19 protein-coding genes are annotated in these 20,655 nt (G+C 38.3%); 11 read left to right on the forward strand and 8 right to left on the reverse strand.

Annotated features, from left to right (window positions below):
* The 4 genes from ASF86_RS15755 to ASF86_RS15770 all read left to right on the forward strand — a co-directional run bounded on the left by ASF86_RS15755 (window position 1) and on the right by ASF86_RS15770 (window position 5,023).
* Window positions 1-378, forward strand: a complete 378-nt coding sequence (locus tag ASF86_RS15755) for a hypothetical protein (protein ID WP_056483503.1) — start codon at window positions 1-3, stop codon at window positions 376-378.
* Between the two features lie 289 nt (window positions 379-667).
* Window positions 668-2,470 (forward strand): acyl-CoA dehydrogenase C-terminal domain-containing protein, encoded by a 1,803-nt coding sequence (locus ASF86_RS15760; RefSeq protein WP_004638893.1) that lies wholly within the window; start codon window positions 668-670, stop codon window positions 2,468-2,470.
* 167 nt (window positions 2,471-2,637) lie between these two features.
* On the forward strand, window positions 2,638-4,419 hold the full coding sequence (locus ASF86_RS15765) for an acyl-CoA dehydrogenase C-terminal domain-containing protein (RefSeq protein ID WP_056483506.1): 1,782 nt from the start codon (window positions 2,638-2,640) through the stop codon (window positions 4,417-4,419).
* Window positions 4,420-4,540: 121 nt separating this feature from the next.
* Window positions 4,541-5,023 carry a phosphate-starvation-inducible protein PsiE gene (locus ASF86_RS15770; protein ID WP_003655172.1) on the forward strand — a complete coding sequence of 161 codons (483 nt, stop codon included), beginning with the start codon at window positions 4,541-4,543 and terminating at the stop codon, window positions 5,021-5,023.
* Between the two features lie 48 nt (window positions 5,024-5,071).
* Here ASF86_RS15770 and ASF86_RS15775 read toward each other — a convergent pair whose 3' ends face one another.
* Window positions 5,072-5,461 (reverse strand): RcnB family protein, encoded by a 390-nt coding sequence (locus ASF86_RS15775; RefSeq protein WP_056483510.1) that lies wholly within the window; start codon window positions 5,459-5,461, stop codon window positions 5,072-5,074.
* Window positions 5,462-5,626: 165 nt separating this feature from the next.
* On the opposite strand from ASF86_RS15775, the gene ASF86_RS15780 reads away from it, so the two are divergent.
* A complete protein-coding gene (locus ASF86_RS15780) occupies window positions 5,627-6,073 on the forward strand; it encodes a hypothetical protein (protein ID WP_004638883.1) in 447 nt (148 codons plus the stop codon).
* A gap of 279 nt (window positions 6,074-6,352) precedes the next feature.
* On the opposite strand, the gene ASF86_RS15785 is transcribed toward ASF86_RS15780, so the two are convergent.
* Together ASF86_RS15785 and znuD are read right to left on the reverse strand one after the other, a co-directional pair.
* Complete coding sequence (locus ASF86_RS15785) at window positions 6,353-7,816, reverse strand: phospholipase D family protein (RefSeq protein ID WP_056483513.1); 1,464 nt, start codon at window positions 7,814-7,816, stop codon at window positions 6,353-6,355.
* A 75-nt stretch (window positions 7,817-7,891) separates the two neighbouring features.
* Window positions 7,892-9,967, reverse strand: coding sequence for a zinc piracy TonB-dependent receptor ZnuD (znuD, locus tag ASF86_RS15790; RefSeq protein ID WP_056483516.1), 2,076 nt, complete (start codon window positions 9,965-9,967; stop codon window positions 7,892-7,894).
* A 137-nt stretch (window positions 9,968-10,104) separates the two neighbouring features.
* Between znuD and ASF86_RS15795 the strand changes: the two genes are divergently transcribed.
* The 4 genes from ASF86_RS15795 (at window position 10,105) to ASF86_RS15810 (ending at window position 14,026) form a co-directional block, all read left to right on the forward strand.
* The gene (locus tag ASF86_RS15795; RefSeq protein ID WP_045125957.1) at window positions 10,105-10,869 is read left to right on the forward strand and encodes a DUF4184 family protein; all 765 of its coding nucleotides are present in this window, start codon (window positions 10,105-10,107) and stop codon (window positions 10,867-10,869) included.
* 171 nt (window positions 10,870-11,040) lie between these two features.
* A complete protein-coding gene (gene aspS, locus ASF86_RS15800) occupies window positions 11,041-12,825 on the forward strand; it encodes an aspartate--tRNA ligase (RefSeq protein WP_005036159.1) in 1,785 nt (594 codons plus the stop codon).
* Between the two features lie 146 nt (window positions 12,826-12,971).
* Window positions 12,972-13,187: a hypothetical protein gene (locus ASF86_RS15805; protein ID WP_056483520.1), complete on the forward strand. Its 216-nt coding sequence runs from the start codon at window positions 12,972-12,974 to the stop codon at window positions 13,185-13,187.
* Between the two features lie 65 nt (window positions 13,188-13,252).
* Window positions 13,253-14,026, forward strand: coding sequence for a glycosyltransferase family 32 protein (locus ASF86_RS15810; RefSeq protein ID WP_056483523.1), 774 nt, complete (start codon window positions 13,253-13,255; stop codon window positions 14,024-14,026).
* A 1-nt stretch (window position 14,027) separates the two neighbouring features.
* On the opposite strand, the gene wecB is transcribed toward ASF86_RS15810, so the two are convergent.
* Window positions 14,028-15,155, reverse strand: coding sequence for a non-hydrolyzing UDP-N-acetylglucosamine 2-epimerase (gene wecB / locus ASF86_RS15815; protein WP_056483525.1), 1,128 nt, complete (start codon window positions 15,153-15,155; stop codon window positions 14,028-14,030).
* Window positions 15,156-15,335: 180 nt separating this feature from the next.
* On the opposite strand from wecB, the gene ASF86_RS15820 reads away from it, so the two are divergent.
* On the forward strand, window positions 15,336-16,160 hold the full coding sequence (locus ASF86_RS15820) for a glycosyltransferase family 25 protein (protein WP_056483528.1): 825 nt from the start codon (window positions 15,336-15,338) through the stop codon (window positions 16,158-16,160).
* A gap of 11 nt (window positions 16,161-16,171) precedes the next feature.
* Window positions 16,172-17,065, forward strand: coding sequence for a hypothetical protein (locus ASF86_RS15825; RefSeq protein ID WP_056483531.1), 894 nt, complete (start codon window positions 16,172-16,174; stop codon window positions 17,063-17,065).
* Here the strand turns inward: ASF86_RS15825 and ASF86_RS15830 are convergent.
* From ASF86_RS15830 to ASF86_RS15845, 4 genes are read right to left on the reverse strand one after another with little or no spacing between them, the layout of a single operon-like run.
* Window positions 17,062-18,096 (reverse strand): glycosyltransferase, encoded by a 1,035-nt coding sequence (locus tag ASF86_RS15830; protein WP_056483534.1) that lies wholly within the window; start codon window positions 18,094-18,096, stop codon window positions 17,062-17,064. The genes ASF86_RS15825 and ASF86_RS15830 overlap by 4 nt on opposite strands.
* A gap of 7 nt (window positions 18,097-18,103) precedes the next feature.
* Window positions 18,104-18,871, reverse strand: a complete 768-nt coding sequence (locus ASF86_RS15835) for a glycosyltransferase family 2 protein (RefSeq protein WP_056483537.1) — start codon at window positions 18,869-18,871, stop codon at window positions 18,104-18,106.
* A complete protein-coding gene (locus ASF86_RS15840) occupies window positions 18,868-19,623 on the reverse strand; it encodes a polysaccharide deacetylase family protein (protein ID WP_056483540.1) in 756 nt (251 codons plus the stop codon). The genes ASF86_RS15835 and ASF86_RS15840 overlap by 4 nt, the downstream gene beginning before the upstream one ends.
* Window positions 19,620-20,648, reverse strand: a complete 1,029-nt coding sequence (locus ASF86_RS15845; protein ID WP_056483543.1) for a glycosyltransferase — start codon at window positions 20,646-20,648, stop codon at window positions 19,620-19,622. Before ASF86_RS15845 ends, ASF86_RS15840 begins: the two co-directional genes overlap by 4 nt.
* Between the last annotated feature and the right edge of the window lie 7 nt (window positions 20,649-20,655).

Here is a 20,655-nt window from a genome sequence, read left to right on the forward strand (position 1 = left end):
ATGAAAATGACGGCAAAAATTGCATTATTCAGTGCGGCAATTGTAACTATGGGAAGTTTAGCGGCTTGTCAATCAACGACTCAGCCACAAAAACCAGAACATCGCATGATGCAAGATGGCCCACGTGAAGGCCACCACCGTATGAAACATCGTGAGTTCACACCAGAACAAAAAGCAGCATGGGAACAGCACCGTGCAGAACGTCAAGCTCGCTTTGAACAAATCCAAAAAGCATGTGATGGCAAGGCCAACGGACAAGCAGTAAATATTCAAGTTGGAGATAAGACACTTGAAGGTACTTGTAACCTGCGTTTTGAACCCAAACGCCCTCAACCTCCTGTTAATGCTCCTGCTCCTGCATCAGCTCAAGCAAAATAATTCTAAAAATCATGAAACAAAAGGCGCCTATAGGCGCCTTTTGTTTATACATAACTATTTACGATTTTGACTATTTGTATCATATAAACATAACCAAAAGTGTTTACACTCAAAGCACTTAGCTAGTTTAAGCATTTTTTTCTTGACTTTGCAGTCACAAAGTAAAGGTCCTGAGGTGCTTGTGCAGTTATGCAAGTTGTTGCACGATGTAATAGTCCAAGGTGCCTCATGGCACATTCTCATAGATTAAGATTATAACTCTGGTTTCACCAGTATTGAGGAACCCGATATGCCACAATACAAAGCGCCCTTACGTGATATGCAATTCGTTTTGCATGAATTATTAAATGCTGAAGAACACTATGCAAAATTACCTGATTTCCAAGGTAACGTAAGCCGTGAATTGGTTGATCAATATTTAGAAGCTGCGGCAGACTTTTGTGAAAATGAACTTTCTCCTTTAAACCAAGTTGGCGACCGCGAAGGTTGTACTTGGAATGATGGCGTAGTTACCACTCCAACAGGCTTTAAAGAAGCTTATCAAAAATATATTGAACTTGGCTTCCCGTCTTTATCAGCAGAAGAGCAATACGGTGGTCAGGCTTTACCTAACTCTCTAGGTATTGCAATTTCTGAAATGGTTGGTACAGCAAACTGGTCTTGGGGTATGTACCCTGGCTTGTCTCACGGAGCTGTACGTACATTAGAACATCATGGTTCTGATGAACAGAAAGATACTTATTTACCAAACCTTGTTTCAGGTGTTTGGACAGGTACGATGTGCTTAACTGAATCTCATGCAGGTTCGGACTTAGGTATTATCCGCTCTAAAGCAGAACCAAATGCTGATGGTAGCTATGCAATCTCTGGCGAGAAAATCTTTATCTCTGCTGGTGAACACGACATGGCTGAAAACATCATCCATATCGTTCTTGCACGTTTACCAGGTGCACCGAAAGGTACTAAAGGTATCTCATTATTCATCGTTCCTAAATTCCATGTAAATGCAGATGGAACTATTGGCGAGCGTAATGCGGTACGTTGTGGTTCTATCGAACACAAAATGGGTATCCATGGTAACGCGACTTGTGTCATTAACTTTGACCAAGCTAAAGGTTACTTGATTGGACCTGAAAACCGTGGTTTGAACTGTATGTTCACCTTCATGAACACAGCACGTATTGGTACTGCTGTTCAAGGTTTAGCAGCTTCTGAATCATCTTTCCAAGGTGCGTTAACTTACGCGAAAGAACGTTTAGCAATGCGTTCACTTTCTGGTCCTAAAGCTCCAGAAAAAGATGCAGATCCGATTATCGTTCACCCTGCTGTACGTAATATGCTTTTAACTCAAAAAGCGTTTGCTGAAGGCGGCCGTGCACTTGTTTACTTACTTGCTCAATACGCTGACATCGTTGAAAAAGGCGAAACAGAAGAAGAGCGTAAGTTTGCTGACAACATCTTGTCTTTATTGACTCCAATTGCAAAAGCATTCTTAACTGAAACTGGTTCTGAGTCTGCGAAGCACGGTGTTCAAGTCTTCGGTGGTCATGGTTTCATTTCTGAGCATGGCATGGAACAAATCGTACGTGATACACGTATTTCATGTTTGTATGAAGGTACAACTGAAATTCAGGCACTTGATTTGTTAGGTCGTAAAGTATTGCAAACTCAAGGTGCAATGCTGAAAGACTTTACCAAAATGGTTCACAAATTTGTTGAAGCAAACAAAGACAACGCTGCCATGAAAGAATTTGTTGAGCCGCTTGCAGCGCTTAACAAAGAATGGGGCGATCTCACCATGCAAATCGGTATGCGCGCAATGCAAAACCCAGATGAAGTAGGTGCTGCTGCTGTAGACTACCTCTACTTCTCAGGTTATATCACTTTAGCGTACCTATGGGCTCGTATGGCACTTGTTGCACAAGAGAAATTAGCAGAAGGTACTAGCGAAGTTGACTTCTACAATGCAAAAGTAACAACTGCTCGATTCTACTTCAAAAAAATCTTGCCACGTGTTCGCTCACATGTAGATGTTATTGCTGGTGGCCTAGATCCATTAATGTCATTAGATGCTGAACATTTCGCTTTCTAACCATAGTTAGTTGCGATATGCAATGTTAAAAAACGAAAAAGGACTGCTCAGTTTTGACGGTCCTTTTTTTATAAAATCAATGATAAATTTACACTTTAAATTCCATATCCATTTCGTTTAACAGGATATCTAGCACAGGCCAATGTGCACAAAAAAGGTGAACGATTATGCCAATTTACAATGCTCCTTTAGCTGATATGAAATTCATCTTAAATGATGTATTCAAAGCAGAACAATTTTGGCAGTCTAATGAGAAACTCGCTCATGTAGATGCTGCAACTGCTGAAGCAATTTTAGAAGAAATGGCTAAATTTGCTCAGAACGTGACTCATCCATTAAACCGTACCGGTGATGAAGAAGGCGCTCGCTATGAAAACGGCGAGGTGTTCACTCCAGCAGGTTTTAAAGATGCATTCCGTCAATATGCAGAAGGCGGTTGGATTGGCTTAGGTGCCGACGAAGAATGGGGCGGTCAAGGCATGCCAAAAATGCTCACCGTTCTTTCTGATGAAATGTTATTTGCAACTAACCCATCATTTATGCTCTACCCGCTTCTTTCTGTGGGTGCAGGTATGGCTTTAAGCAGCTATGCATCTCAAGAACAAAAAGAAACTTACTTACCTAAGATTTATTCAGGCGAATGGTCGGGCACGATGTGTTTGACAGAACCACATGCAGGTACTGACTTAGGTATTATTAAAACTAAAGCTGAACCTAATAAAGATGGTACTTATAACATTACAGGTACTAAAATCTTCATCACTGGTGGTGACAACGACTTAGCAGAAAACATCATTCACTTGGTACTTGCTAAAACTCCAGATGCCCCTGCTGGTTCACGTGGTATCTCGCTCTTTATCGTACCTAAGTACTTTGTGAATGAAGATGGTTCATTAGGTGAACGCAACCTAGTTGGTCCAGGTTCTATCGAACATAAAATGGGGATTAAAGCATCTGCAACTTGTGTGATGAACTTTGATGGAGCAAAAGGTTACCTCGTTGGTAAAGAAAACGAAGGTCTTGCTGCCATGTTCGTTATGATGAACTACGAACGTTTATCTATGGGTATTCAAGGTTTAGGTGCATCTGAGTTTGCATATCAAAATGCAGCACAATATGCGACTGACCGCTTACAAGGTCGTAGTGCATTAGGTGTTCAATCACCAAACAAACCAGCAGATAGCATTTTGGTACATGGTGATGTGCGTCGTATGTTGTTAAACGTACGCGCAAACAATGAAGCATCGCGTGCATTTGCAGTGTATGTAGGTCAACAGCTCGATATCACTAAATTCTCAACTGATGCCGAAGCTGTGAAAAAAGCCAATAATCGCGTTGCGCTTTTAACGCCGATTGCTAAAGCTTACCTGACCGATACAGCATTCCAAGCAACTTTAGATGCTCAAATGGTATTCGGTGGTCACGGTTATATTCGTGAATGGGGTATGGAACAATGTATCCGTGACCTTCGTATTGCTCAAATTTACGAAGGAACAAACGGCGTTCAATCTCAAGATTTAATTGGTCGTAAAACTATTAAGTGCGGCGGTGCGTTCATTGCTGAATACATTACTGAAATCCGTGACTTTGCAAATGACTTAGACACAGACTTGAACTTTATTAAAGATGCAACTTTAGATGCTGCAACTGAAATTGAAGCAATCACTCAGTTTATTATTGAACAAGCTGCTGAAAATGTAGACTTCCCGAACTCTGCTGCTGTTGATTACTTACATGCAGTTGGTTTACTCAGCTTCGCTTATATGTTTGCGAAGATTGCAGCTGCTGCTAAAGATAAATCTGGTGATTTCTACCAAAACAAACTTGCTTTAGCTCAATACTTTGCTGAACGTATCTTGCCAGATATTGATGCGCGTATTGCTAAAATCAAAGCAGGTTCTGACTTAATTATGGGCTTTAGTGAAGATTACTTTACGAACCAAGCTTAATTAAGTTCTTTATAAAAAACGCCTGATCTTTCAGGCGTTTTTTTATTTTGTATTTACTATTTCCATTGGCATGGAATTTGTTTTAATTTCTAAACATTCTGAAGCAAATAAAGATCCCACTATGCCTGATCCAAAAAAATACGAGCGACTACTTGACCGTTTCGGTCATTACGCCGTAGAAGCATTCCATTATTTAGCCTTATTCATTATTGGCTGTATGGTGGCTTGGTCTGCAGCCAATACTGTTTTTGAAATCCTAACAATCAAAAAATATGCTTCAATCGATGATATTTTATTATTATTTATATACTTAGAACTTGGAGCAATGGTTGGGATTTACTTTAAAACCAATCATATGCCTGTACGCTTTCTTATTTATGTTGCGATTACGGCATTAACCCGCCTACTTATTTCAGATATCCAACATGACCATAAAGCGGATATGGATCAAGTCATTATTACAGGCTCAATTCTTATTTTAGCCCTTTCTATCTTAGTCGTTCGTTTTGCGTCTTGGAATTATCCTTCAGTGATGAAAGAAAAGCATGCAAAAACACCTACAACCTTAAAGCCTCCTCAGCCTCAAGATGATGAATTAGCATAGAAAAATGGCCTCAACATTGAGGCCATTTATATATTCTATATTTCAAAATTAACGAACACGATAAATTTGATGTTTTGAGTCTACAAGTAAATATTGGTTAGGTGTTTTAACCCAACGGTATCCACGTGGCGGCTCATACAAACGATGCGATCTCCAGTCTGAAACATAATAGCGACTATTACGGTATTCCGCAGGCATACGATCACCGCGTTTAAATGCTACATATCGACCATAGTGCTTTCCACGATCGGCATTTGACCAACTTGGCGCCCGATGATCATTACGATAATCGTGGCGATGGTCATCACGATCACGATGTTCATATCGGTCATGGTCTCTACCATGATTATTATCCCAACGATGATTTGTATCGGCCATCGCGGTAGCTGATATACCTAACATTAACGTCGAAAGTACAAGAACGATTGGCTTTTTCATGCCCTATTTCCTTTTAATCTTGATATGAAGCTAGATTAGAAGACAGTCAAGGAGAAACCATGAATAAAACAGATAACATTGCTAAGGTTTGTAATGACTATAAAGAAAATATGAAGAATCTGTATCTATGCTAACATTAGCTTTTTTCTAGCTAGGTCAATTGCTGTGTCTGAAATCAGTTTTGAACGTCTTCATCAGTTTTTCTGCAAAGTTCCAAGTGTGCAAGAAGCACGTATCATGGCGAATGGAGCAGATGGCGAACACGCTTGGTGGTTTAAGTTCAGTATTGATGTAGAACACCCACTTGCATGGCAAACAGTTCAAGAGTTAGGGCATGTTTTAAACTACCTATCAACAAACGAACGCCTACCGACCTTATTCTTTCCTGTTTCTCCACCTCCGTATATGAACGGTGAAGCAAAAGATTTTTTATCATGGATTATTCAGTGTAATCATCCGGAGTTTTCTCCAGATGTAGTCTGTGATTGGCTTGAAGCGCGTTTGCCAAATCCTGTTGATGATGAGTCACAGTGGAAAATTAAGACTGATTTGAGTGAATTAGAAAAGTTAGATGATAAGACTTTGGATCAGTTGATTCCTCCAGCGCCTTAAATTATTTCAATGATGAGATAGGCTAAGTGATATAGAAATTAAATATTTTCCAATATTCGCTGGTGCTAAATGTCATCCACAACCTGCCCGAAATTTATGAATATATTGTTTTTGCAATAAAATCGGTTAAATGGAGATATTGAACAGGTTTTGTGGATGACAAATGCCTTTGGTTACTTTGGGCAAAACCAAAGTAACGAATGAGCTGTAGGTCTAGGGTGAGACTAGGTAAGACTCCGTCGTGAACATATAGCCTCAATGTTTATATAAAAAATAGAATTAGAAAGTCGATAAACCTGACCATTCCATAAAACGATAAATCCAATACTTCACTTTAGACTCATCTGCATATTTCGCATAGTCCACGCTCATCTGTCTGCCTTGCAGGTTTGACCACGATGTATTGAAGTAATTTTGAGCATCTTTAAAGACTTGATCTTGAACTTTACCCACAACCAACATGTCAGTTTCAAGGTTATAATTTTTTAAATTACGGGCTGTAAAATTGGCCGATCCTACAATCAACTCAGCTTGCTGAGCGTTATATTTTAATATCATTTTGCTATGGTTCTGCTCGCCATGCGTATCACACCAACGGATTGGAATGCCTGCCGCATGTAATTCTGAGGCAACCTGACGGTTTGGAATACCATTCTTTTGTCGGCCAAAAGCATCTTTATTTGGATCAAGCAAAACCCGGACAATAACACCTCTTTCTTGAGCACTTTTTAGAGCCTGAATAATCTTACGTTCAGATAAATAGAACATACTTAAATCAAGGTACTCTTTAGGCTTAGCTGAGTTAATCAATTTTAATACAGATTGATAAATCGCCCCTTCAGTTAAGACTTGGACTTGAGGTTTGGTTACGTCTTTTTCAAAATCACCTAAAATGAGCGAGGGTGCACTACTTCCCGACATTCGTGCAACCGCTGCTTCAGTTTGTAGAACATCAGCTGCTGTGGCTCCCGTTACAACCAATGCAACATTTGAGTGTCTAGAACTACCATCATGTGGGTTTGCAGAAGTTACAAGTGATTTCCAGCCAGCATCGGTATCGACGACTACAGTTTTACGATGATTTGCCTTAAAGTTAAATAAGTTTAAATAGCTACGCAGTGTAATTTTTTCATCACCGAACGGATTTGGTAACCAGCCTTTTTCAGAATTATTTCCAACATTCTGGCAGCAGATGTACCATAAGCCGGACCAGAATGGGTTAGACGCACGTAATGGGCCTAAATTGGTTTCAATCACATCAACACCTGCTTGACGTAACTGACGGTAATTTTCAGGTTTTAAGCCCCCATAGACCGAGTTAATCGGGTCAGTAATCATCACAATCTGAATTTGGCGATTTTGTCTTTTTTTACTTACCAATGCATCAGTTAACTCTTGCATGAGTGGTCTTTGCTTTATTTTTGAATCGCCAACTTCTGAATTAAACAAGAACATATCCACCACAATCGTGGTTTTGGCCTCATCAATCATTTTCAAGATTTCATCAAAGATGTGCTGATCAACCTGTTGTTGTCCTTTTGCATCAAGGTAGGTTTTATCTGCTAAAAATTTGACATCGGCATGTCTAAGCTTGCCACTAAAGTTAATCCCTTGTGGTAATGGTTTTACTGTGTGGTAAATTGCCGATGCAAGATATGCAATAGCAACAACGCAAAGTAATACCGCCATATAACGACGCCCTGACCAATTTATTTTTTGATGAATTCGTTGAAAAATACGCATAAAAAAGACCTAACTTGATAGTTTCAAGTTAGGTCTTTTAGTTTGATTTTTCAAGTTTAGTTTCGTGTTAAACCCTTAAAATTTAAAATCAACACCTACTGTAAAATTGCGTCCAACTTGTGGAATATTGGATAAGAACGAAGCATGTTGATAAACGGTGTCATCTAACAAGTTATTCGCTTTCATATAGACGCGATAATCTGTTTTTGCACCATATTGCCCAGAATATGCCACACCAAGATTTAGCATGTTATAGCCTTCGGTTTCGGTCTCGTAGGCAGCAATTTTGTCTTGGTTAAAGACATGATAATACTCGGCAGAACCACTAAAACCATCACCGAAGTCTGCATCGACTTTAGTCCCTAAACGTCCAGCTGGAATACGCGGAGCATTACCTTCTGCATCAATTTTACCGCGTACATAGTCACCAAAAGCACTGATCTTGTACATTGGGGTAATTTGATAACCAATTTCACCCTCTGCACCATAGAAACGTGCTTTATCTTGGGTGTATTGAACTAAACGGAAGTCTTTATAACGGTCAAGGGTCTGCGCATAGATGTAGTCATCAAACCAGTTATGGTAAACATGAAGATGGTAATCAAGTTTGTCATTATCAAAATGCAAACCTAACTCAACGTTATTCGATTTTTCCTTACTGAGCTGATCGTTCCCTAACTCATAAGTATTCGTCGCAAAATGCCCACCATTTGCATATAACTCTTGAGCTAAAGGTAAACGTTCTTGATGTGAAGCTACAAAAGAAAGTTTATAGTTTGGCGCAAACTCCCAGTTCGCAGCACCAGCATAAGAAAAGGCAGAACCATCAAAATCTTGTTTTGAGTTATCGTCTACATCAATTTCTTGCTGATCTGCACGTGCAGAAAGCTCAAAATGTACGTCTTTCCATTGTTTATGTTCTAAGGCAAATACGCTCCACTTTTTGGTAGTGGTCGGAGCCATAAAAGCTTCTTCGCCAGTTAAATCTAATTTTTGCTGGCCTAACTGCGCGCCAATGACCCCTTCCCAATCAGCAATAGGGTTATGTACTAACTCGATACGGCCGTCATAGCCTTTGTTTTGGAATCGGGTAGCAATTGCTCCTTCTTCAATTTCATCATGCTGATAGTCGGTATAGCTTGCTTGTGCGCGTAACTTTTGAAAGCCTGCAAATGGATCATTTAACTCGGTTTTAAGATCATAACGCTCAGATTTTAAATCAATCCATGGACCACCATGTTCGTGCTCGTGTTCTTCATTTCCATGATCATGAGCTTCTTCACCATCTTCATGCTCATGATCGCCACAATGTAAATGCGGTATTCCCGTTAGATGAGCACTACAACTTTCATATTCATGGCTATGCCCAGGCAAACCATATTGGTCTCGACGGTTGCTATAAGAAATGCCGGTATAACCACGGTCATAAATCCAAGACAACCCGACGTTAACTGAATCACCCTGAGCAAAAGTATTATCTACACGACGCTCTTTTTCACCTTCATGAATATAATTTGGGGCAATGTAGTTATTCGCATCACGTGTTAAGCCCTCAACACGTAAAGCCACTTGACTGCCCAAGCCAACAGTTACTCCAGCACTCGCCAGTTTTTCATCACTTCCAGTGTTATAACGTAAGCCAACTTGTCCTTCATAACCGTTTTCAGGCATTTGCGTAGGGATCTTGTTATCAATAACGTTGACTAAACCACCGACAGTTCCCGCACCAAATAGTAATGTAGAAGGGCCTCGAATCACTTCGACTTGTTTTGCAAGAACAGGATCTACAGTTACCGCATGATCAGGAGATAAGGTTGAGACATCAATATTCTCTGATGAATTTTGAAGCACTTTAACGCGTGGACCATCTTGTCCACGGATGACTGGTCGACTCGAACCAGCCCCAAACTGATTCGCGTAAATTCCGACTTCACTACTAAGTGCATCCCCAATGGTCGCAGCGCCTTGCGACAGATGCTTTTGGTCAACGACAGTATCTGCAACAGCAAAATCTTGTGAGGTTTGCTCAAGTGGATGAGCCTTAATTCGAATGGTTTCTAACTTTTCAACATTTTCACTTTCTGCTGCAAACGAAGGAACGGATATGACAGCTAAAATGGATAAGGTCAAAATATTTTTATAAAACTGCATTGGATGTGTCCCGAATCACGATATGTTTTATTTTTGTTATACTATAACATTTCATTTGTTTTGCAATAAAAAACATTTTTAATTAGACGATTCGTTAGACTGGTCAACTAAATGATGTGAGTAATTTTTGATTTCTAATGCCTTTTACCATCTCTCATGCCGTTATAGCTCCTCCCTTATCTAAGCTTAGCCAAAATACTTTACCGATTGCTGCTTTAGCCATTGGGAGTATGACACCCGATCTTTACCGCTTATTTACAGTTCATTCCAACATGCTGACGCACCAATGGAAAGGCCTGATCTATCCCAATCTTGCATTAGGCTTGCTGTTTTGTGCTGTTTGGTATTTTCTTTACCGCCCAGTGATTTACCGTTTTTTTGGTGTGCAACATGATCTTGCGCTCAATTCTTTAAAACGTATTTCTATATTTTTTATTGGAATCATATTTGCACTCATCATCGGCATAGCGACTCATCTGATTTGGGATGGTTTAACGCATGCAGACTTTCGGACCTTTGTATTTAAAGATGTATTAGCGACAACAGTTCATCTTTTTGGACGTCCATATCCATTACATCGTCTTTTGCAACTAGGCTCTTCTGCTCTTGCTTTACCTTTTCTCGCTTGGATGTGCCTTCACTATTACCAGCGCTATAAACAGCATTGGAAAGTAAGTAGAAAAATTAAAATTTTTGCATGGTCTTTATTTATTCTATCTACGCTCTTGGGCTTATTTTCTTTTTGGGATTATGCTCGCTACATTCCTCATGAGGTTTGGCATGCTGATACCTATTATTTTACAGGCCGTTCGATTAATGAGTTTATGCAGGGCTGGTTAAGCACCTTTAGCTTAGGATGCTTATTATTCTTGTTTTTAGATCGGCAACAAAGAATGGGATGAATCAGGAAACTTGCTGCCAAATTGCTCATTTTCAGGTTAATTTCTGCGGTTTTTTGATCTACTTCTTGTGACAAACCATGCAACAAGGCATAATCGAAAACTTATTTTTTTTGACGGTGCGCGGTTTACGCATCCGTCTTTTCAGCCAATATAGTTTGGATAATCTTCATTATGATGCGAACTCATTACTGTGGCTCTTTAACTGAAGCCCAAATCGACCAAACCGTTACACTATGCGGTTGGGTACATCGTCGCCGTGACCATGGCGGTGTTATTTTCCTTGATATGCGTGACCGTGATGGTCTCGTTCAAGTAGTTATTGACCCAGATACTCCAGAAGCATTTGCAACTGCAGATAAAGCACGTTCTGAATATGTATTAAAAATTACAGGTCGTGTTCGTCGCCGTTATGAAGGTACTGAAAATGCCAATATGGTGAGTGGTCAAATTGAAGTTTTAGGTAAAGACATCGAAGTTCTTGCCGCTTCAGAAACACCTCCATTCCCGTTAAATGATGAAAATACCAATATTTCTGAAGAAATTCGTTTGAAATATCGTTTCTTAGATATTCGTCGTCCTGAAATGTTGGATCGTTTACGCTTCCGTTCTAAATTAACCAATCTTATTCGTAATTATTTCGAAGATAATGGTTTCTTGGACGTTGAAACACCTATTTTGACACGTGCAACACCTGAAGGTGCGCGTGACTACTTAGTACCAAGTCGTGTACAAAATGGCAGTTTCTATGCACTTCCACAATCACCACAATTATTCAAACAATTGTTGATGGTGGGTGGTATTGATCGTTACTACCAAATCGCGAAATGTTTCCGTGACGAAGACTTACGTGCTGATCGTCAACCAGAATTTACTCAAATCGACGTTGAAACATCGTTCATGAGTGACGATGACATTATGGACTTAATGGAAGTCCTTACTGTGAAGATGTTCGATGAACTTCTTGGCGTTAAATTCGATAAATTCCAACGTATGACGTATGCAGATGCAATGCGTGACTATGCATCAGACAAACCTGACATGCGTATTCCGTTGAAACTCGTCGATGTTGCAGACTTAATGCAAGAAGTAGAGTTCAAAGTATTTGCGGGTCCTGCAAAAGATCCTAAAGGTCGTATTGTTGCTTTACGTGTTCCAGGTGCAGCGTCATTGCCACGTAGTGCAATCGATGAATACACCAAATTCGTTGGCATCTATGGTGCAAAAGGTTTGGCTTACATTAAAGTTAATGAACTCGCTAAAGGAATTGAAGGTCTTCAATCTCCAATCGTGAAATTCATTGAACCGATCGTACTTGAATTGTTGGCACGTGTTGGTGCGCAAGATGGCGATATCGTATTCTTCGGTGCAGATAAAGCTAAAGTTGTAAATGATGCAATGGGTGCTCTTCGTGTGAAGATTGGCCATGATTTGAATCTTTCAACTTGTGAGTGGGCTCCACTTTGGGTTGTTGACTTCCCAATGTTTGAAGAAACTGACGATGGCAAATGGACTTCTGTTCACCATCCATTCACGCTACCAAAATCAAGCGTAGAAGAAGTGAAGAGCAATCCAGGTGAAGCACTTTCTGTTGCTTACGACATGGTATTGAACGGTACTGAAGTTGGTGGTGGTTCACTTCGTATTTATACATTAGAAATGCAAAAAGCGATTTTTGAAGCGCTTGGTATTTCTGATGAAGAAGCAGAAGAGAAATTCAGCTTCTTATTAAATGCGCTTCGTTACGGTGCTCCTCCTCACGGTGGTTTGGCATTTGGTCTTGACCGTTTAGTGATGTTAATGACTGGCGCGACTTCAATTCGTGACGTTATTGCATTCCCTAAAACTAAGACTGCTGAATGTCCACTTACTCAAGCACCTGCTCCTGTTGAAGCAAATCAGCTTCGTGACTTGGGCATCCGCTTACGTGAAAAGCCAAAAGCTGAAGAAACTAAATAATTTTTAGATTTTCAAATTAAAAACCCTGCTTATGCAGGGTTTTTAATTGATTAATATCAATTATATACTTTACTTAAATAAGCTATGCTTTGAGAATAAGCAGGTCAGTGGCATAATAGGCTGCTTTTAATTTAAAGGTCCACTTTATGGCTATGCGCCCTAATGTACGTCGACATGCTTTAGTCGTGATTGTATTCTCTCTCGCACAATGGTTTTTCATGCGCTATATCCTTGCAAATGAATTATTTAATATCACTACCAATCAACGTATTCTTTATTTCTGCGTAAGTAGCTTGGCAGGTGCATTGCTTATTTTTGTTGCACTGATTTATATGGTTTTAAAAGGAAATGCAGATAAATAAAAATTGTATAAATAGATACAGTTTTTATTTATAAACATTAATTTGAAATACGAAAAAGATTATATATGATTCCGCGCATAATACATTATTGCTGGTTTGGTCCTAATAAAATTCCTGAGCAGCTTCTTAAATACATGGAGTCATGGAAATTATTTTGCCCTGATTACGAAATAAAATTATGGAATGAGGAATCTTTTGATATAAAAAGTCATCCTTTTACCTTATCTGCCTATAATGAAAAAAAATATGCTTATGTTTCTGACTATGTTAGAGCGTATGCTTTACACAATTTTGGCGGAATATATTTAGATACAGATGTAGAACTAAAAGAAAATCTAGATATTTTTCTAGAGCACGAGGCTTTTACAGGTTTTGAAGGTAAAGGTTCACCTTTTACTGCTGTTTGGGGAGCAATACCAAATCATAGCCTAACAAAAACCATCTTAGAATATTATGAACATCGGATTTATACAATTAAAGAAAATACTAATACATTTTCAGTATCAGAAATGTTAAGAGAAAAGTTTTTTATTGATCCAATGAACAATACCCTGCAAGTCGGGAATGACTCTATAAATACAATTCATGTATATCCATCAACGCACTTTTGCCTAGACTTACCTAAAAACTTTGCTACCCATCATTTTTATGGATCTTGGCTACCTGATAAAATTAAAAGCTATAAAGAAAATGCTTCAGAGATATATTTCAATGAACAGTTAGAATCTTTAGAAAATATTACTCATAGTAAAGATTTTCTAAAAACTCTCGCTACTCATATCAAAATTAAAGATTTATTTAAACTTATTCGCTATTTTATACAATATAAATTGAAGTAATTTATATTGTATAACTATATTTATCTAACAGAATTTGTTTTATTTTAACACTAGCTGTACCATCTCCATAAGGATTACTAGCGGTAGCCATTTGATGATACAGCTCACTATTTTCCAATAATTTTTCCACCCAGAATATTATTGAATTAGTTTCAGTTCCCACCAACTTGACTGTTCCTGCCTGAATCGCCTCTTGTCTTTCGGTAGTATCACGCATTACCAGAATTGGCACGCCCAGACTTGGAGCCTCTTCTTGAATCCCTCCAGAGTCAGTCAAAATCAGGTAACTATGTTTCATTAAATTAATGAATTCCAAATAAGACTGAGGTGGTAATAAAATAATATTTTTAATATCACTTAGATATCTAAAAACAATATCTTTCACATTAGGATTTAAATGAACAGGATAAATAAACTCAACTGTGGGATATTTTAATGCCAAATCTTTTATGGCTTGACAAATATCAATAAAACCTTGACCAAAATTTTCACGCCTATGCCCTGTAATCAGAATTTTTTTTATTTTTTTATCTAGATTGAACTTACTCCCATCATATTTTACAGGTAATGGTAAAACTTGATCAGAAACACTCAATAATGCATCCACTACGGTATTTCCAGTAATGTATATACTATTTAATTGAATATTTTCTTTTTTTAAGCACTCAGCAGCCAACTCAGTTGGAGCAAAATGTAAGTTAGAAATTTTAGAAATTAACTGTCTATTGCCCTCTTCAGGCCAAGGTGACTTTAAATTATAAGTTCTTAACCCTGCCTCAACATGACCAACATCAATTTGATTATAAAATGCGGATTGCGCTACCACAAATGCAGATAGTGTATCACCATGAACTAGTAATATATGTGGCCTGAAATTCTGATAAATACTATCCATATTCTGTAAAATATTTGCAGAAAGTTGATTTAAACTCTGATTAGCTTTCATTAAATTTAAATCAAAATCAGGGGTTATTTTAAAAACCTCTAATACTTGGTCAAGCATCTCTCGATGTTGAGCTGTCACTAATACTTTAACATCGAATCTATCGTCTTTCTTCAAACACTGGATCACAGGCGCCATTTTAATAGCTTCAGGACGCGTACCAAATGAGATAAGAACTTTAATCATAATGAAATAAATTATTCCTTTTTCTAGTTAAGCCAGAAATGGATAGAAAGGATATGCAAAATCTAAAATGTTACTCAGATTGTTGCCTAAATGAGAGTTTTCTATGATATCGCAAGGCTATCAACAATGAGCATAGCAAGATAGAATATCTAGAATGTATTGTATCAAGTTAGTTGAAACATGAAAAAGATTCTTATTCTATGCGTCTCTTTGCAAGGAAGTAATGAACGTCAAGAAAAAATCAAACAGCAACATCAAGATTTACAATCGATTATTCCTGATATAAAAATTGACTTTGAATTTTTCAACGCTATTTATGGAAAAAAACTTCCTCAAGAATATTTAACTTTTCTAAATTTAAGTCGTCAATTTGCTGGCTTATGTGATCATGAACTAGGGCCAAGTGAACTAGGCTGCTGGTTAAGTCATATGATTATTTGGCAACGCCTAGCTCAAGGTGATTATCAAGCATATGACCGTATTATTATCATTGAAGATGATGTGATTTTTCAAACTAAACATATACAGCAGAAGCTGCATTCTCTATTAGAAACCAATCCTTCATTCGCATTCTTAGGAGGACACTCTGAACCTTCTAGACGACGTATAAGAGGTTATATAAGTAATGATGAACTTTACTTCAATATGACTGGGCCCAAAGACCTATATACTGCAACATATGCTTATTCTTTAACTACAGAAACAGCCAAAAATTTTGTTTGCAAGCAAATTCAGAAATTGACTTATATTGATGACTGGAAGTATCTATTAGCAGGCGATGTTTCAACGCCCTTTTATTATTGCTTTGAACATGATGATGAGATGCAAAGTCATATTGCATCAGATAGAAAAACGTACATGAAAAAACCAAATCGTTTTAAAAAGAACTTTAACAAAATGAAAAATGATTTAATTTCTCGAATTATATCTCTATTCATTTTCAAAAAAATTATTCGATTAGCATTTTTCCTAAATTCTACACAATCACATAAAACGGGCAGCTAGCAGGTACTTAGATGTTAATCACTCGCAGTCTTCAAAAAAAATGGTACAAATACCAACAAGCAAAAAAAGCAAAATCTTTTGACTCTCATTGGTATATGCGTTTCGGCTGGTTAGAACAACCTTTTACAACACTTGAGCAATTAGATTCACTCTTTGAGATCCATTCCCCTAAAAAGTTTACATTTGCAGATAGCTTTTATGCTTATGAAAATGGCCGTCATTTTATTTTTTTTGAAGAAGTTGATGACGAACATCCAGTAGGCTTTCTTTCTGTCTTGGAAGTCTTTAAGGATGGCACCTACACACCGCCTGAGACAATCTTAAAACTCGATTACCACCTTTCTTATCCTTGTGTATTTAAAGTAGAAGACACTTGGTACATGATTCCTGAGACTTCGGCTAATAAAACCATTGAGCTTTGGAAATGTGCTGAGTTTCCACTGAAATGGGAAAAGCATTCTAATCTGATCGAGAATATCGAAGCAGTCGACAGCACACCTTTTTATCATGAAGGCTTATGGTATCTTTTTACTTCAACGCGTCGTGATTGTAAGAAGTTTGGTGACCGTTTAGATCTATTCTTTACTGAAGATATTTTGAATCCTGAATGGCAAGAGCACCCAATGAATCCAGTGTGTCGAGGCAGTCAGCAGTTTCGTATGGCAGGCAAACCTTTTATTTATAAAGGACAACTGGTTCGACCAAGCCAAGATTCTTTAAAACGTTATGGCGGCAATATCGAATTAAAAGCGATTACTCAGCTTAGCTCAACAGCCTATGAAGAAAAATTACTAGAAGTGGTTTTACCAGACTGGAATCAGGAAGATGACGGTTGCCATACCATTAATGTCGAAGATAACTTCGTGGTACTTGATGCCATCCGCCTTACGCCAAAAAATAATTAAGTTTTTAACAACTGCTTATAAATATGAAGCGTCTGCTCAGCCATGGCTGGTACAGTCAGTTCAGCCTTGGCTTTTTCATATAGAGGGCTAAAGTCATTTTGTGCATCTGGCTTAAGTGCAGCTTGAATTGCGCTTGCTAAGCCTTCTGCATCTCCAATTTCTGCTAGATATTGTTCTGGCAGCCACTCGATCACACCATTCACTTTAGTTGAAGCCATAGCTTTATCAGCCTGTAAAGCCTCGACCATTACGAGCGGAAAACCTTCACGGTCAGAAGATAAAACTACAACATCTGCCAACTGAACCAAATCTCGAGCATCAGTTCTAAAGCCGAGAAAAGCAACCCGATTTTGCATGTTTAATTCACTGACTTGTTTCTCTAAACTTGCTCTAAGTGAACCATCGCCTACAATCCATAAATTGGCATCGATATGTTGCATCGACTCAATCAGTAAACTGATATTTTTTACTGGTTCTAGACGTCCAATACACATGACAACTTTTTTGCTAGGGTCTAACTCAGCAAAATCTTTTTGAATCGATTGAAGTAATTTTTCTTTATTTTCAACTGTAAGAGCAGGTTGAGGATAAACTCCATTATAAACTACGTGTGCTTTCGACTCAGGAATCCCTTGTGTGAGTGCTTGGCTCACCGCAATAACGGCCTCACCTGCTAAATAGGCAGATTTATTCTTTTTGGTACCATGTACCGTCGTTACAAATTTTGGGCCAACTAAAAATGGCTTAATTCGGGCAATCAGCTCAGCCGCCTTTCCTGCTTGTGCATGAACAATAGCAGGTTGAATTTGCTGGATCAGATTTTTAAGTTGCCAGAGTAAAAAAATATTCCAGCGGCTACGTGCAAAATCAACAGCATGAAAATGTACCTGTTGGCTAAACTTGTCTACATAGCAAGGATGTGCAATCACGTGCACTTCATGGTTCAAAGCAAGCTCATTAACAAGGTTAAAAGTGTGCTGCTCTAAGCCACCAATTCCGCCACTCGTTGCCAATACCTGAACAATTTTCATAGCTTGCCTACTTATTTTTATCTTTATTCAGAGTCTGTTCAAATAGTTTGGCTTCTTTTAGAAATGCATAAAATGCGTTAATCATACTATTTACGAAACCACGCCAACCATTTAAGAAACTACGGCGAATGAAATAAGACTTCATAAAAGTCACTGGCATCACCAAAACCAATTTTGCAACGCTTGGAGACTTTCCTTTTTGGAATTTCTCTAATGCTTTTAAATTGGAATATTGGTTATTTTTTTCGACTTTCACGAAAATGCTCGACTCGCCATAATGATAAATATCATGTTGAGCGCGCTGAGATTCACCATCCACAATCACATTTTCATGGACTTTATTGGCAAGGTCATAATGCCCTTTAGACTTGCGAAAAAAACGCACCTTTGCATGCTTTTTAGTATGTTTACTGTTCGGAACACCTAAGAACACATCATTAATGGGTGTGATTAATGCATCAAGCTTATTGTGTTGGATCGTTTCAACAATTTCTTGTTTTAACTCCTTAGATAAGACTTCATCACCATCTAAATTGAGTACCCAATCATTTCGGCATTTTGCTAAAGCCAAACTTTTTTGCCCAGCATAACCTTGCCAGTCTTGGTGAGAAATTTGCGTATTTTCAAAGCGCTGTGCAATTTCATAAGTATTATCAGTACTGCCAGAGTCTAAAATAATGACTTCATCAAACTCACTGACACTTTGTAAAGTTCGCTCTAACCAAGCACCACAATTTAAAGTAACAATATAGATACTACATGGAATTTTATTCATAACTTATAACGTCCTTTAGCAAGGGCGATACGCATCTGTAAAGCATTCATGGCACCATGCGTGCTGACACGTGGAATATTAAATTGATTAATTGCTTCGTACGCTTCGATTTTTTTACGAGTTGATACAGCGTTTTTAAAGCCAATCTCTTGCGCCATTTTCTGGTGCTTTTCGTTAAATCGACCAAATGGATAGGCAAAGCTAGGACATTTTCCAACTAGTGCTTCAACATCTTTTTTAGATTGAAGCATTTCATCATAAGCGGTTTGATCATCAAGCTTAAGTAAGTTCACATGGTGTTGCGTGTGCGCACCAAATTCAATCAAACCAGAACTTGCCATTTCATGGATTTGCTCATGAGTCAGCTTTTCAATTCCTTCAATTTGGGTCGCCAAATAAATGGTTGCCTTTGCATTATATTTTTTAAGTAATGGATAGGCATATAGATAATTATCCATAAAGCCATCGTCAAAACTTAAAGCAACAACGTTCTTTTGGCCACGATATTGTTCAAGCTCAGAGACAAAGCAAAAAGTAGCTTTTTTACGCGTCAACAACTGTAAGAGTTGTTCAAACTTTTCAGGAGGCATATTCATGCCAGAAGCCGCATCTTTAGGGGTCACCTGATGCAGCATGACAATACGTGGTAGTTTACTCGAACGAAACGGAAGCCAAAATGTATAATTACCCAGCACATATAACAGTGCAGCAAGTGCTAGCAGGCCTACCGCAACGTACAAAAACCACATCATGCATACACCTCATGTGACCATTCATAATTTTCTGAAAGGGGCTGCTTAAATGTCACTTCAACCATAAATTGGGTGATACGCTTAGCATTGAAAGATTTGCGTGTTTTCTCCCACCCCTCTTTCGCTATTTTTTCAGCTTGCTCTGGATTCTGATCAAAGAATTGTATCTTTTTGGCCAAGTCGAACTGATCATCAAAGTAAACCACTTCCTGCTCAGTGTATAATTTTTCAAAGCCAGGAATTCTTGGGCTAAAGGTGAGTAAACCATTACCAGTCAGTTGTACAATACGGTCAGAACTATACAAGGTTACATCATTACGGCGTGAGTAATTGAGTCCCATTTTTGTCTCAGACAGAACTTTATAATAACCTTTACCGTAAACACCCGGCTGTTCAAAGCAACCATAATATTGATAGTTCACATGGCCTTGTTTCAATGCATCTGCCAAATCTTTTAAGAACTTCTCACGTTCAGGTTCTTTATAAACCACGCCACAGAAAATAAAAGTCTTGTCTGTGTTAGCATTTGAAAATTGTTGTAGCGTTTCTACATTACGGTGACCAACATTTGGCAAATAGGCGACGCTTAAATGAGGCTGCTTTAATTTTTGTAGATATTCGCCACCTGTTGTGCAGAAAATAGCATCTAGATAAGGCGAAAATGCTTTTACGAAATCGAGTTTGCTTTCGAGATAAAGTGGGTCAACATACCAAAATGCAATTTTAGTATTTGGATAAGATTCTTTAATCTGTCTAAGGACATCCGGACTCATTAAATCACTATGCCCGATGAGTACCAGATCAGGTTCAATATTATTAACGACCTTTAGTACTTCTTTATTGGCCCAACTGGCACCCAGTTTTTTTGTTTTAAAAATGGTTCCCATGCGAGCCATGTCACGAAAACTAAAGTCATAAACGAAATGGCCATTTTCAATTAATCCGGCAGAAATTTTACGGTCTGTGCAGTAAAAATGGGCGCCTTGTTTATTAAAGCCAAAATTCGCAATATGCAATATTTTCATTTATTTA

Origin of the sequence: Acinetobacter sp. Leaf130 (genome assembly GCF_001423205.1) — a bacterium.
GTDB lineage: Bacteria > Pseudomonadota > Gammaproteobacteria > Pseudomonadales > Moraxellaceae > Acinetobacter > Acinetobacter calcoaceticus.

Bases quoted from the DNA above. Each gene is read 5' to 3' on its own strand.
- aspS (WP_005036159.1), top strand. From the start codon at position 11,041: ATGATGCGAACTCATTACTGTGGCTCTTTAACTGAAGCCCAAATCGAC.
- ASF86_RS15765 (WP_056483506.1), top strand. From the start codon at position 2,638: ATGCCAATTTACAATGCTCCTTTAGCTGATATGAAATTCATCTTAAAT.
- ASF86_RS15845 (WP_056483543.1), bottom strand. From the start codon at position 20,648: ATGAAAATATTGCATATTGCGAATTTTGGCTTTAATAAACAAGGCGCC.
- ASF86_RS15805 (WP_056483520.1), top strand. From the start codon at position 12,972: ATGGCTATGCGCCCTAATGTACGTCGACATGCTTTAGTCGTGATTGTA.
- ASF86_RS15820 (WP_056483528.1), top strand. From the start codon at position 15,336: ATGAAAAAGATTCTTATTCTATGCGTCTCTTTGCAAGGAAGTAATGAA.
- ASF86_RS15840 (WP_056483540.1), bottom strand. From the start codon at position 19,623: ATGATGTGGTTTTTGTACGTTGCGGTAGGCCTGCTAGCACTTGCTGCA.
- ASF86_RS15825 (WP_056483531.1), top strand. From the start codon at position 16,172: ATGTTAATCACTCGCAGTCTTCAAAAAAAATGGTACAAATACCAACAA.
- ASF86_RS15830 (WP_056483534.1), bottom strand. From the start codon at position 18,096: ATGAAAATTGTTCAGGTATTGGCAACGAGTGGCGGAATTGGTGGCTTA.
- wecB (WP_056483525.1), bottom strand. From the start codon at position 15,155: ATGATTAAAGTTCTTATCTCATTTGGTACGCGTCCTGAAGCTATTAAA.
- znuD (WP_056483516.1), bottom strand. From the start codon at position 9,967: ATGCAGTTTTATAAAAATATTTTGACCTTATCCATTTTAGCTGTCATA.
- ASF86_RS15770 (WP_003655172.1), top strand. From the start codon at position 4,541: ATGCCTGATCCAAAAAAATACGAGCGACTACTTGACCGTTTCGGTCAT.
- ASF86_RS15775 (WP_056483510.1), bottom strand. From the start codon at position 5,461: ATGAAAAAGCCAATCGTTCTTGTACTTTCGACGTTAATGTTAGGTATA.
- ASF86_RS15755 (WP_056483503.1), top strand. From the start codon at position 1: ATGAAAATGACGGCAAAAATTGCATTATTCAGTGCGGCAATTGTAACT.
- ASF86_RS15785 (WP_056483513.1), bottom strand. From the start codon at position 7,816: ATGCGTATTTTTCAACGAATTCATCAAAAAATAAATTGGTCAGGGCGT.
- ASF86_RS15810 (WP_056483523.1), top strand. From the start codon at position 13,253: ATGATTCCGCGCATAATACATTATTGCTGGTTTGGTCCTAATAAAATT.
- ASF86_RS15795 (WP_045125957.1), top strand. From the start codon at position 10,105: ATGCCTTTTACCATCTCTCATGCCGTTATAGCTCCTCCCTTATCTAAG.
- ASF86_RS15835 (WP_056483537.1), bottom strand. From the start codon at position 18,871: ATGAATAAAATTCCATGTAGTATCTATATTGTTACTTTAAATTGTGGT.
- ASF86_RS15760 (WP_004638893.1), top strand. From the start codon at position 668: ATGCCACAATACAAAGCGCCCTTACGTGATATGCAATTCGTTTTGCAT.